11 protein-coding genes and 1 riboswitch are annotated in these 12692 nt (G+C 45.8%); of the genes, 7 read left to right on the top strand and 4 right to left on the bottom strand.

Features of this window, described 5'->3' with window-relative positions:
• Window positions 1-53 precede the first annotated feature (53 nt).
• The 4 genes from AC0VYE_RS24655 to AC0VYE_RS24640 all read right to left on the bottom strand — a co-directional run bounded on the left by AC0VYE_RS24655 (window position 54) and on the right by AC0VYE_RS24640 (window position 4353).
• Entirely contained in the window at window positions 54-1172 is a 1119-nt protein-coding gene (locus tag AC0VYE_RS24655; protein WP_475443192.1) for a YhfM domain-containing protein, read from the bottom strand.
• Between the two features lie 163 nt (window positions 1173-1335).
• Entirely contained in the window at window positions 1336-2391 is a 1056-nt protein-coding gene (locus AC0VYE_RS24650; protein ID WP_475443191.1) for an HD-GYP domain-containing protein, read from the bottom strand.
• 92 nt (window positions 2392-2483) lie between these two features.
• On the bottom strand, window positions 2484-3560 hold the full coding sequence (locus tag AC0VYE_RS24645; protein ID WP_475443190.1) for a ThiF family adenylyltransferase: 1077 nt from the start codon (window positions 3558-3560) through the stop codon (window positions 2484-2486).
• Between the two features lie 58 nt (window positions 3561-3618).
• Window positions 3619-4353: a molybdenum cofactor biosynthesis protein gene (locus tag AC0VYE_RS24640; protein WP_475443189.1), complete on the bottom strand. Its 735-nt coding sequence runs from the start codon at window positions 4351-4353 to the stop codon at window positions 3619-3621.
• Between the two features lie 102 nt (window positions 4354-4455).
• Between AC0VYE_RS24640 and moaA the strand changes: the two genes are divergently transcribed.
• The 7 genes from moaA (at window position 4456) to AC0VYE_RS24605 (ending at window position 12311) form a co-directional block, all read left to right on the top strand.
• On the top strand, window positions 4456-5457 hold the full coding sequence (gene moaA, locus AC0VYE_RS24635) for a GTP 3',8-cyclase MoaA (RefSeq protein ID WP_076270264.1): 1002 nt from the start codon (window positions 4456-4458) through the stop codon (window positions 5455-5457).
• Window positions 5447-5941 carry a hypothetical protein gene (locus AC0VYE_RS24630; RefSeq protein ID WP_475443188.1) on the top strand — a complete coding sequence of 165 codons (495 nt, stop codon included), beginning with the start codon at window positions 5447-5449 and terminating at the stop codon, window positions 5939-5941. The genes moaA and AC0VYE_RS24630 overlap by 11 nt, the downstream gene beginning before the upstream one ends.
• 42 nt (window positions 5942-5983) lie before the next feature.
• Entirely contained in the window at window positions 5984-7432 is a 1449-nt protein-coding gene (locus AC0VYE_RS24625) for a bifunctional metallophosphatase/5'-nucleotidase (RefSeq protein ID WP_475443187.1), read from the top strand.
• Between the two features lie 147 nt (window positions 7433-7579).
• Entirely contained in the window at window positions 7580-8698 is a 1119-nt protein-coding gene (locus tag AC0VYE_RS24620; protein ID WP_076270263.1) for an HD-GYP domain-containing protein, read from the top strand.
• 136 nt (window positions 8699-8834) lie between these two features.
• Window positions 8835-9974 (top strand): radical SAM/CxCxxxxC motif protein YfkAB, encoded by a 1140-nt coding sequence (yfkAB, locus tag AC0VYE_RS24615; protein WP_076270262.1) that lies wholly within the window; start codon window positions 8835-8837, stop codon window positions 9972-9974.
• A 64-nt stretch (window positions 9975-10038) separates the two neighbouring features.
• Window positions 10039-11070, top strand: a complete 1032-nt coding sequence (gene ytvI, locus AC0VYE_RS24610) for a sporulation integral membrane protein YtvI (RefSeq protein ID WP_076270261.1) — start codon at window positions 10039-10041, stop codon at window positions 11068-11070.
• 83 nt (window positions 11071-11153) lie between these two features.
• The gene (locus AC0VYE_RS24605) at window positions 11154-12311 is read left to right on the top strand and encodes a glycosyltransferase family 4 protein (protein ID WP_475443186.1); all 1158 of its coding nucleotides are present in this window, start codon (window positions 11154-11156) and stop codon (window positions 12309-12311) included.
• 74 nt (window positions 12312-12385) lie between these two features.
• A riboswitch (TPP riboswitch) is annotated at window positions 12386-12490 on the top strand.
• Window positions 12491-12692: the final 202 nt, after the last annotated feature.

Raw genomic sequence — 12692 nt, 5'->3', positions numbered from 1 at the left:
AAGTAGAATTTTCTACTTTAGGGCAGCCCATTTTCTTTGTTCATCTTCTCCATCTATTTTTCCATTAGTAGCTTTACTGCTTTCTCGAAATAGCTGCCAAGCTTAGCGGTTTCTTCCATGTTGCCATGAGCCCAATAAAAGATCATCGCATTGTTTAACTTATAAATACGAGGATAAAGCATATTAATCAATTCGGTTTGTTTTTGAAAATCCTTTAGACCGTCTTCAAGCTGCTGCTCCGAATTAAAAATATAGATTGAAACCTGCTCTAGGCGAGTAGAGTCAGCTTCATTGTTTATAGGACTAACCGTATATCTGCTAGGCTTAATACCATCCAAAATCCATTCCTTATCCGGACTGATCGGAGTTAAAAGCAGCTGCTGATTGTATAATTCTTCTTCGATTAGATTTAAATAAAGGGATGATTTGGTTAATATAGGATCAATGATTTGTGCCGTAATGGAGAACCGAATGGGTGGCGATGAATCAAGCTGCATTGCTGCTGCTCTTATAGCGACTGGCTGACTAATATGCAGCTTATCATAGATTTCTTTATCGATTGTGTACCACGCTAACTCACGGTTCTGTTCTGCTTTTGCAAACCAATCATCCGTCGTCATTTTCTCTTGTTTAGTCCAATTTGTTGCGACTAATACACGATAAGAATCATCTCGAGTGATTACTTTTTTGTCCATAACAAGACCTTGTACTGCTTTCTCTGGCTTTGACCAAGATAATATTTCTCGAATCTTAATCGTGTCAGAAGGAGATAGACTAAACATCGTATGCGAGTCATCTAAATCAACGATTGAATCTGTCTTATCTTCACCGATCAAAAGATAATATTCAGAGCTGCCGATTATTACTTTATAAGTTGGAGCTGTCATTTTTATGACACCTTTTAGTGCTTCAGCTTCTTCAAAAGCTTTTTTAAATACTTCTACAAGATCCGCTTCGGTTATGGTCTGATAGATGGATTCAATAGCTTCCTTGCTGCCATCACCGTCATTGAGACTGTAAATGACCACTTTTTCGCTGGTACGATTTGGCTGTTGGTTCGGTTCATTGCTTGCTAGCTCGTTTGGTTGAACAGTTGGTGTATTGCTTATTGCTTCGGATTTGCAGCCGGTCATCATTAAAGCGATAATGATTATTGCTAAAATGCTTCTCACTCTATCACCTCTAGTCTTAATTTGCATATTTGGTATCATTTACAATAACAACGATAAAATCAATGTATAAGTTGCGAACGTGGCTGATAAGAATAAGCGAAAGCATAAAAAAACAACTCGCAATCGCAGATATGATCTGCAATTCGGGTTGTTTTTGAAACATTTAAATGTAAACCTGCTGGATTTCGTACTCACGCTCAATGGCCATATCGATGAATTCTTCACCAATTTGAATAAGCGGGCGGAAAAACTCGGTAGGGTGAGTCATGACAATAATTCCACTTTCTCCACCTACAAGCTCAATTCTTTTGCCTATGAAATTAGGCATCATATGTTTAATAAAGGTGTGGGTTGTATAGGGATCAAGCTCTTTGAAGCTCAGCTGATAAAGTTCCTTTAGCACAAAAAGTAAATCACGCTTCTGTTGATATACGCGCTGGGAAATCATCGCACTGTAAATATCGACTACAGCAATGATCTTGGATACGGGATGAATCTCATCACCCTTCAGACCTTGAGGATATCCAGTGCCATCATTTCGCTCATGATGTTGAAGTGCTCCAATGGCTACAAAGGGTTCATCCAGTGAATCTGAAATAATCTCATGTCCGTAAACGGTGTGTCTCTTCACTTCTTCGTACTCTTCATCAGTCAGCTTCCCAGGCTTATTCAAAATACTCTCTTCAATTCGGCATTTTCCGATATCATGGAGGAAGCCGGCGTTGCCGATTCGAACAGCTTCTTCATTGGAGTATCCCACCCAAGTAGCGAGATAATAGGACAACATACCGACCTGCACGGAATGCTGATACGTATAATCGTCTTTAGAATTGAGCAATAGCAGCATAGATACAACATCGCGTTCCATTTGGAGGTTGCTCAGTAGAGGCTGGAAGATGGATGTTACTTCCTCGACATCTACTTTTCCTTGCAGATTCGCTTTCGTGAATAATCCCTCAAAGCTTTTGACAGCGTTTTCGTAAAAGGGCTGAACGGTAGGAAGCCACTTGGGATTTATAGTAGATTCAAGTGTACGACCTTCCGTTTCTTCGCTTGCTCTTTCATCTATATCAATATAGTCCATTTGATGTTGAAATAATCTTGATATATCTTGGTTATTGAGTACTGTTCCTTTGGAGAGTACATGAAGTCCGTAATTGTTGAAAGTGTCATTGCTTAAACGGTCTCCATTAATTAATTCTGTAACATGAACTCTCATCGAGACACCTCATTGGTAGTAGTAGAAAAGATATACCTACAATAGTAGCAATGATTGATCGGATTGGCAATATGAGGGTATTATAATAGCGACTAATTACCTAATAATTCAGCATAAAGCGACCTTGCTTTTGCTAATTGATCTGTGCCTTGGACGATGGCTCGGCCATCCTGGAACAGGACTAAGGTCAAATCAGCCTCAAGTTCAATTCGCAGTAAAAAACGATTGCGTGTTATTGTGCCAACCGGCTTTAAACGTTCAGCTAACTCTTCCAAGTTCAGTAGAGCATCTTGACTCGGTGTAATTTGCACAGAATGGCGACCGCATAGAGCAGCAGCTGATCCTGACATTTGATCTTCCAAAAATGCGAACTGCCTATTTACGCAGCAGTCGCAATGGCTTCGCTTCGATTTGGCCACAGAAATAGGAAGCCAAGCATGATTCCAAAGGTCAACTTGAAATAAGGTGCCGTGAAGTGTGTTCTTGTTGCCTGAGAGCAGCTTAATGGCTTCCGTAGCTTGAAGAGAGCCGATGATGTCAACGACTGGAGAGATGACACCTGCTGTTTCACAAGTATCGGTCGTTCCAGGCGGTGGCGGTTCATTGAACAAGCATCGGTAGCAGGGGGATTCGCCTGGTATAATCGTCATCGTCATGCCCGATGCGCCGACGGCTCCGCCATAAATCCAAGGAATGCTGTACTTCACGCTATAATCATTAATTAAATATCGAACAGAGAAGTTATCACTGCCATCAACAATAAGATCAACATCAGCGAGTAATTCCTCCGCATTCATTGCCGTCAAATCAGCAACTATCGGATCAATGAAGACAGAGCTGTTTATGGCTCGCAAATGCGCAGCAGCGGCCTCTGCTTTAGGGAGCAGCGATAATACATCTTCTTCGGTATACAGCATTTGCCGCTGTAAATTACTCCATTCAATAATGTCCCGGTCTATAATACGCACATATCCAACGCCGGATCTGACCAAATGCTGGGCGATGACAGAACCAAGCGCACCCATGCCAACGACCGCTGCGCGACTGCCGGCAAGCAGCTGCTGTCCTTTCTCTCCAACGGGAGAGAAGCGGATTTGTCTCGCATAACGAGCTGATCCCACGCCTGATATTTCAGGCGCAGCGTTATTTTGTGTGATTGGTTTGTTCATTTTTGCTAATCTCCTTAAAAGCATTGTGAAGCCATGTTCAACACGCCTAGTTGTAATTTTAAAAGTCCTTTAATTGTTCAGTAGGATTCCACGGGCCAAGCTGATGCCCTTTCCATTCTGATCCGTCTTCCCAAATTTCTTTCTTCCATATAGGAACGATTTGTTTAAGACGTTCAATGGCATAGCGGCTCGCCTCGTAGCAGCTGTCACGATGGGGGGATGACACCGCGATAACGACGCTTGTCTCAGCGAGGCCAACAACGCCAATTCTATGGCTGATGGCACATAAGGCGCCATGCCAGCGCTCGGCAATTTCATTGCCGATTTGCTGCATCGTTGCAACGGCCATCGGTGCATACGCTTCATATTCAAGCCGTACCGTACGCTGCCCATGTGTCCATTCACGCGTTGTTCCTACAAATGCAATTGAGGCACCATTTTCCGGTACGATAACTTTTGCAAGCACAGCATCGGAGCTAATGACATCGTTTGTTACGATATAGCGCTCTATAGGCTCCTTGGCAAGCTCTTGTTTCTCTTCTCCTCCGGATACTGGCGGAAGCAGGGCTAGCTCGTCAGAGGCGTGTACGATCATATCCTCGGCGGCGTAAACGTGGTTGCATGCGATAAAAGCTATTTGTATTAATGCTTGATGATCTGGGTATTCATCAGAAATGGCGGACTTCAGATCGGCTACGCTCATTTTCTCCAAATCAGATTGCAGCTGTATGGAAGGGGCCCCAATTCGCTCGGGAAGCCCTGCAAATAGTTTAATAATCCAGTCATATTTCATGGTATAAAACCTCTCATCGTATAGGCTTGAAGCTGTTTATAGAATATCATAATTCAAGAAAAAATGTTATGCTTATACTCGTACAGAAAGGGAGTGAAGGTCATGCCGACATTGACGGATCGTTTTGGACGGGTACACGATTACTTGCGTATTTCAGTAACGGATCGTTGTAATTTGCGATGCTTGTATTGCATGCCTGAGGAAGGAATGGAATTCACAGAATCAGAAAATTTACTTTCCTATGATCAAATTGTCGAGGTTGTTGAGGCGGGTGCGGCGCTTGGCATTACGAAGCTGCGCATTACCGGAGGCGAGCCGCTTATAAGGCCGGGTCTCGATGGTTTAATTAAAAGATTATCTGCCATAGCTGGCATTAAAGATATAGCATTAACGACGAATGGTGTTTTTCTAGCCAAACAAGCGGAAGCGCTTCGTGCAGCAGGCTTGAATCGCGTCAATATTAGTTTAGATACGCTGGACTCCGCAAGATTTCGTTTTATTGCAAGAAGCGGGGAATTAAAACGTGTGATGGAAGGAATCGAAGCGGCAGCAGCAGTAGGCTTCGACCCTATTAAGCTGAACTGCGTCCTTCTTAAAGAAGTAAATGAGGATGAAATTGCCGCATTTTTAAAACTCGCCTACGAGCAGCCGATGCATGTTAGATTTATTGAATATATGCCAATCGGCCATGCGGATGAAAATTGGAAAAAGCATTATTTGCCGCTTTCGCGTGTACTGGAAGTAGCAGAGCAAGAGGGCTATACGATTAGCCGCGGACCAAACGTACATGGAAACGGTCCCTCAGAGGATTGGCAAATGAAGGGCGGCCGCGGCTCCTTCGGGCTTATTCATCCCATCAGCGATCACTTCTGCAGCAATTGCAATCGGCTGCGCTTGACAGCGGATGGGTCCATTAAGCCTTGCTTATATTGGGTAGATGAGCTGAATGTAAGAGAAGCATTCGGGCATCCAGAGGAAATGCAGCAATTGCTGCTGAAATCGATGGACATTAAGCCGGAAAATCATGAAATGGCGGCTAAGCTGGCTGACAGCGCACAAACGCATATTCCTACCGAACGGCGGATGTCGCAGATTGGAGGCTGAGAAGCAGCTGATGCATGAGATCAAGATTGAACATTTTGAGATAGGAATGTCCGCTACGACCCCAGAGGAGATGGCAAAGCTTTCGGGCGCAAGCTTCCTTATAGCAGACAGAGTGCCGGATGCTGAAGGTGAAGCATTTGACTTATATCAATGGTACGCTGCATGGATGAGGGACAATAATTCTGAGAATGCTGCAGCGTCCAAGACGCCATCTTATTTAATTGTTGAAGCGGCAGATTCTTTCGAGGCTGCTATTCCATGGGAGCAGCTTGAGCAGGCGGCAGTGCTTTACCGGATTAATGGCTTGCCTTTGCAGAAGGCAGGCCCTATCCGCCTTTATGTGCCTAACGGCAGCAGCAGATGCTTAAATGTGAAAAGCATCGTTAAACTCAAAATTGGACACGATGAGCCAAATACGCAGGTTGAAGCAGCATATGGTTTTAAGCATACCTTTTCGATGAATGATTTGCGTAATAACAAGTAGACTGGTTTTGTGTCGCTGAGTACAGGCATTAAGGAGGCGTGCATGAATTTGACGGACAGTTTTCGTACACGGGTAGTGCTTCTTCATAGCAATGATATACATAGTCGTCTGGAGCATGCCGCCAAGATCGCTTCATTTATCGCAGAGGAAAGACGAAGCTGGGGCAATGAGCGAGTGCTTGCGGTAGACTGCGGAGACCATATGGATCGCATGCGAGTGGAGACCGAAGGCAGCGATGGGATTGTTAATGTAGAACTTTTAAATCAAGCTGGTTATGAAGTAATAACACTTGGCAATAATGAAGGACTTACTTATTCTTCTCAGACGATTTCGGAGGCGTATACCAATCGCGCTCAGTTTGCTGTCGTTTGTGCCAATATGCATGAGGCTGATACAGGTGAGCAGCCTGATTGGCTGCTGCCAAGTATTATTATTGATAAAAATGAACTTCAAATCGGTATCATAGGCGTCACAGCGGCCTTTTCTGACTTTTATTCCTTGCTAGGCTGGCAAGTATCCGATCCATTCGCGGCGGTGCAAGAACAGGCGGCAAAGCTGAGAGATAAGGTAGATGTGCTGGTAGTGATGTCCCATATTGGGATTACCTTCGATAAGCAAATGGCGGAGAAGCTTGAGGGCATCGATCTTATTTTGGGAGCACATACCCATCATTTATTGGAAGAGCCGATTGTTATCGGTGATACGACGATTTGTGCAGCCGGGAAATTCGGCGAGTATATCGGGCGAGTAGAAATCGGAATGGACGACGTTTCCTCGCGCCCAATGTTCCGCGCAACCTGCGTTCCTACGGCCGCAATGGCAGAGCATCCGGAAGCTGCCGCCATCATCGGCAGCTACCTAAAGGCGGGACAGCAGCGCCTAAGCCGGGTTATCGCCCGGCTTTCAGCGCCGCTGCCCGCCAGAGCCGAGCGGGAATCACCGCTCGGCAACCTGCTGGCCGCTGGCTTGCGCCGCTGGACCGATGCCGAGATCGGCATCGTCAACGCTGGACAGCTGCTCGGCGGCCTCGCGCAAGGGGACGTGACAGCGGGCGAATTGCACGCCCTCTGTCCGTCGCCGATTAATCCGTGCCTCATGCTCATCGCAGGCACGGATATAAGGACAGCGCTGGAGCAAGCGCTGCTGCCCGAATTTATCCATAAGCCGATCAAGGGATACGGCTTTCGCGGTGAAGTGCTTGGAACGCTTGCCATAGATGGTTTGTCCGTTACCTATGATTCGAACAGAATGCCGATGGATAAACTCATTCAGGTAACGGTCAATGGAGAAACGCTGGATGATGAACGACTGTATAAGCTGGGAACGATCGATATGTTCAGTTTCAAGGCGGGTTACGAGTCGCTCGCTAACGCGGTGCAAGTGAACTATTATTTGCCTGAATTCATTCGAGACGTGATCGAAGCGCAGCTGCAAAATTCGTCTGAATTGGCGGAATGTTGTCAGCTTAGATGGGAAAATGCCTCGATTTGACAAAGAATATGAAAAATATCGACAATTCATGTCGAAAAAATAGTATAAAATGGTTGCGATTTTCCCGTATATCCCGTACATTAACATTACGAACGATTTTTTCCGATGTAATAGTTAGCCGACTTTTAATGGGGAAGGATCGAGAAAATGCGGTTGTTGCCAATAGCGAAATGCAGGCCGGGTATGAAGCTGGCCAAAAAAATATTTTCTCAAGAGGGTATCGTTCTTCTTGGCGAAAATATGGAACTGACAGAGAGACTTATATCCCGCTTGGATCAATGCGGAATTCAATATGTTTATATAACAGATCCGAAGACGGATGATATTGTGCTGCCTTCTTTAATTAGAGAGGAAACGATGCAAATCGCGCTGAAGGAAATTCGAACGAATTTCCGCGAGATGATGGATCGTCCTAAACGCAAAAAAGGTGTAACCTACCCCTATATTGCACAGCCATTTAAAAATATGATGAATATGATTATCGATGACCTCTCCGGTCATAAGGATGCCATGATCATGTTAATGGACATGAGCTCCGTTGATCATTATTTGTTCCAGCATTCCTTAAACGTCTGCGTTTATACGACCCTGCTCGGTATGTCGAACGGCTATTCCAAGGATGAGCTTACGACGCTTGGCATGGGTGCTCTTCTTCACGATATCGGCAAGACGCAGATTGCGATCGATGTGTTAAGAAAACCAGGCTCCCTCTCCAAAGAAGAATTCGAAGCGATGAAGCAGCATGCGAGAATCGGTTACGAGCTGCTCAAGGATGAGCCTAACCTGCCGCTGCTTGTTGCCCACTGTGCTTTCCAGCATCATGAGCGAATTGACGGAAGCGGGTATCCGCGCGGAATCAAAGGCAACGAAATTCATGATTATGCGAAGTGGATCGGGTTGGTCGATTCGTACGACGCTATGACAACAAATCGCGTCTATAGTGCTCCAATGCTTCCGCATCACGCGATTGAGCGGCTGTATGCCGGTACGGGAACGTTATACGAGCAGCGTATGCTGCAGCTTTTCCGTGATAAGGTTGCTATTTACCCAATAGGAATAACAGTAAAGCTGCAAACAGGAGAGTCGGGTATCGTAGCAGATCTTAATCATTCTTACCCGCATCGACCTATTATTCGCATTCTATATAATGAAGCGGGCGAGGAACTGAAATCGCCTTACGAGATCGATTTGTCGAAGCAGCTCACGATGATGATCGTCAGCGTGAACGATGACGCGAGCGAAGTACAGTTTGCCTCAGGCATTTAACGAAAGACAGATTGGGAGCCGCCTAGGCTCCTTTTTGCTTCTTTTTTTGCCGTTTTATTTGCTTCCTTTGCAGTCGCGCATTACAATAACTAAAGAATGATTCATTCCAGAAAATAAGTCAGGTGCTGAAGAAAAAATGAACACAATACAATTTCAACAATCAAGAACACCGTTATCCACACTTTCGCCAACGAATGATCCGTGGGATCCCATTCGTTCGTTGCAGCAATATGGAAGACATCGTTTAACAAGCGTCGAAATGACTGTTTCCAACCTATGCAATATGCGATGCGAGCATTGCGCGGTTGGAGATACACTAGTAATGACAGAACCCGCCAAGCTGCCGCTTAAGCAGATGCTGGACCGACTGGATGAAGTGGAGCATCTCGAAACGATAAGCATTACAGGCGGGGAGCCATCCTTCTCCGACCGAACGGTTCGTGATTATATGGTGCCGTTGCTTCAATACGCCCGCAGCCGCGGCATTCGCTCCCAAATCAATTCGAACGTGACGCTGCCTTACAGCCGTTATGAGCAGCTAGCTCCTTATCTAGATGTCATGCACATTTCGTTTAACTACACGTCTCCGGAAGATTTTCACCAAATTGGATTTGCGAAAGCCAATCACCATGTATCGCTCGAAGCTGCGACCAAGCTTTATGAACGAATGATCGAAAACACGCGTCGCCTTAGCGAGACAGGTGTACTCGTTTCTGCGGAGTCTATGATCAATTACAAAACGTATAACAAAATTGATGAGATTCATCAGCTGATCGTTGATATGGGATGTCAGAGGCATGAGGTGCATCCGATGTATCCTAGCTCTTTTGCGAAGGATTTACCGGTTCTCTCACGCGAGCAAATGCTGGAAGCTATTGAACGTTTGCTGAAAGCGCGCGACCAATCCGTTTGGATGCTGTTTGGCACACTTCCCTTTTATCCATGCAGCGACAGCAAATCAGAACGTGAGCTGCTGCGAAGATTAGCGAATGAGCCAAATGTGACGGTACGCAACGATCCTGACGGCCGCAATCGGCTGAACGTAAACTTGTTTACAGGTGATGTATTTGTAACCGACTTTTCTGACGTGCCCGCTTTTGGCAACATCGGTTCGTCCAAATTGGAGGATTTGTTTGATAAATGGCTGGACCATTCCCTTGCGCAAAGTGTGAATTGTCACTGCCCGGTCGCTTCATGCTGCGGACCTAACCTCCTTGTTAAGGATATGTATTATAAAGATGTTAATTTCCATGAGCGCAGCGCAGTGCTGGATTAGTATGAAAGAGCTGGTTTAAGAGTGGCGTAAAGTGCATATAAAAGAATAGAGAGGAGGAGATGCTGTGTCTATTAAGACAATCGTATTTATCGCTTTAGGGTTATTGTTGCTCTATCTGTTTTTTACGGTAGGTGCTCCTTTCTTGCTTGCGCTTGTTGTAGCTATTTTTCTTGAGCCGCTTAATCAGCTGTTTATGAAAAAATTCCGAATGAATCGGCTGGTGGCAGCTACAATATCAAGCAGCCTATTTACGGTTATTCTCATCGGACTAATCGCGCTGCTTGGTGTGAAAGTGGTAGCCGAATTAATAGCCTTTTTCAAAAAAGTGCCCCAATACTTCGAGAACGCCAATGGGATGGTAGACGATCTCATGTTTCAGGCACAATCGTTATATCAAAACTTCCCTCCTGACGCCATTGAAACGTTAGAGAAGTGGCTAATGGAGCTAACGAGTACATTAACGAAAATGGTGGGTACGTTATCGAACACCGTTATCGCATTCGCCTCAAGCATCCCGGGCATGTTCATCTTCTTTATCGTCTTCTTGGTAGCGGTATACATGATGAGCTTCAGTCTAAATACGATGAAGGCAACGGTGCTTTCGTTATTTGAAGAAAAATCGCAGCCCCAGGTCAATGATGTGCTGAACAATCTCAAGAAGTCGATTTTTGGTTTCCTGCGTTCGCAGTTTATTTTGAGTGCACTCACCTACATCATTTCGTTGATCGGTTTGCTCATCCTTAATGTCAAATATCCGCTTGCTATCGCGCTGCTTATTATCATTGTTGATATTATGCCGATTCTTGGAACAGGTTCTGTACTTGTGCCATGGGGAAGCTATTTGCTGCTGACGGGCAATGTTTTTGTTGGGGTAGGGCTAATTATTCTATTTCTAGTGATTACCGTATTCCGCCGCATCGTTGAGCCTAAAATTCTCGGTGATTCTGTAGGGATCGGCTCATTGTCAGCGCTTGTAAGTCTTTATGTCGGCTTCAAGCTCGTCGGTGTTATCGGTGTATTCATCGGACCGCTTGTCGTGATCATCTATATGGCAGCTCGAAGAGCTGGACTATTCCAAATGAAATTCAAGCTATAGCCTTGGAAAAGCCGTGCCAAAGCCGCTGCTAGATACGTATGATACTGCAAAAAAAGCAGATCATGCAGGAGGCATACGAATAGATGGCACCTATAAAAGTAGCAATTGTAACTCCAGGCTCCTTCCCGATTCCATCATCAGGAAGCAGCTCGGTTGAGCGAGTGGTAGAGAAATTTGCCCCGCTGCTTAAGCCTTACGCGGAACCTCGTATATTTGGAAGACTGAGCAAGCGATTGCCTCGTCAAGGACAATTTAACGGTGTTGTTTGTGAACGGTTTGCAGCGGGCAATAAGCTGAGATATATTCAAGAGGTAGGACATGCGGTTCACCGTTTTTCTCCTCATGTCATCGACGTTGAGAATCGTCCCCAATTTGTGCTAACGATGAAGCGTTTGAATCCAGGCAAACGAGTCTGGCTTTATTTGCATTCCTCCACCTTCATTTCACCCTCCTATATTTCTTCTGCAAACTTGCATAAGTGCTTGCAGGCAGCAGATAGAATCATCGTTAATAGCGAGTTTCTAAGGCGAATTGTAGTGTCGAAAGCGCCAGAGGTCGCTTCGAAGCTGCGAGTCATTTATCCTGGGGTAGATACGGCCAGGTTCCCTTCACAATATTCCTCCGAAGGAGCCGCTAAACGGGAGAGTTTAAGGCAAAAGAGAGGATTGAATGGTAAAAAAGTGGTGCTTTTTATAGGGAGGCTTATTCCGCTTAAGGGCGTTCATCATCTTCTCAATATCGTGCCGCAGCTTGCCAAAAGCCACCCGGAGCTCGTCGTTATCATCGTAGGGAGCCCATTTTATGGCTCGCATCGCAAAACGGCTTATGCGCGTAAACTTGAACAGCTTGGACGCAAATGTCCGGGTCATGTTCGTTTTGTGCCCTACGTGCCGCATTCGGAAGTGCCCAGCTGGATGCTCGTTGCTGATGTAGCGGTCGTTCCATCTGGACAGAGGGAGGCATTTGGGCTCGTTAATGTTGAGGCGATGTCCTGCGGCGTTCCGGTAGTCGCAACACGTGCAGGCGGAATGAAAGAAATTATCCGTAATGGCGAAACGGGCTATTTGGTCAATCAGCTTCATATCGAGCGAGAGTTGCGAGAAAAGCTGCATCTGCTGCTTCGCGATAAACAGCTCAGGCAGAAGCTGGGGCGCCGCAGCCGCGAGCGTGTGGAGCAGACATTCACATGGCGTCACACCGCTGATCGTTGGGTAAGGCTGCTGAAGGAAAGCGGACTGTAGCAGGCTGTATTTTTCCGCGGATAGGAAAATAGAGGGTTGACACCCTTCTTTACTAAACGGTATAGTCAAACAAGGAAATCCACTAGGGGCGCCGCAATGGCTGAGATAAAGCGAATCGCTTTGGTCCCTTTGAACCTGATCTGGGTTATGCCAGCGTAGGAAAGTGGGATTGTGCGTTTATGCTTTGCGCGTGAAAGCTCTGCTGGTATCTGCTGAAGCCTCAGCTTATGCGGCATGACTTTATCTGCTTAGGGGAAACCCTTGCAAGATAACACTCGCATGACGACACTCTTCGACCGCTCCTTTGCTGGAGCGGTTTTTTTGTTTGGCGCCAGTGAATCGATAAAGCTTTGTGGCCGCCATGCACGCTCCAGCGATTGC

Source organism: Pristimantibacillus sp. Z349TD_6 (assembly GCF_056173205.1).
Note: the sequence above shows the minus strand (reverse complement) of the source record. Positions and strands in the feature narration are given on the sequence as shown.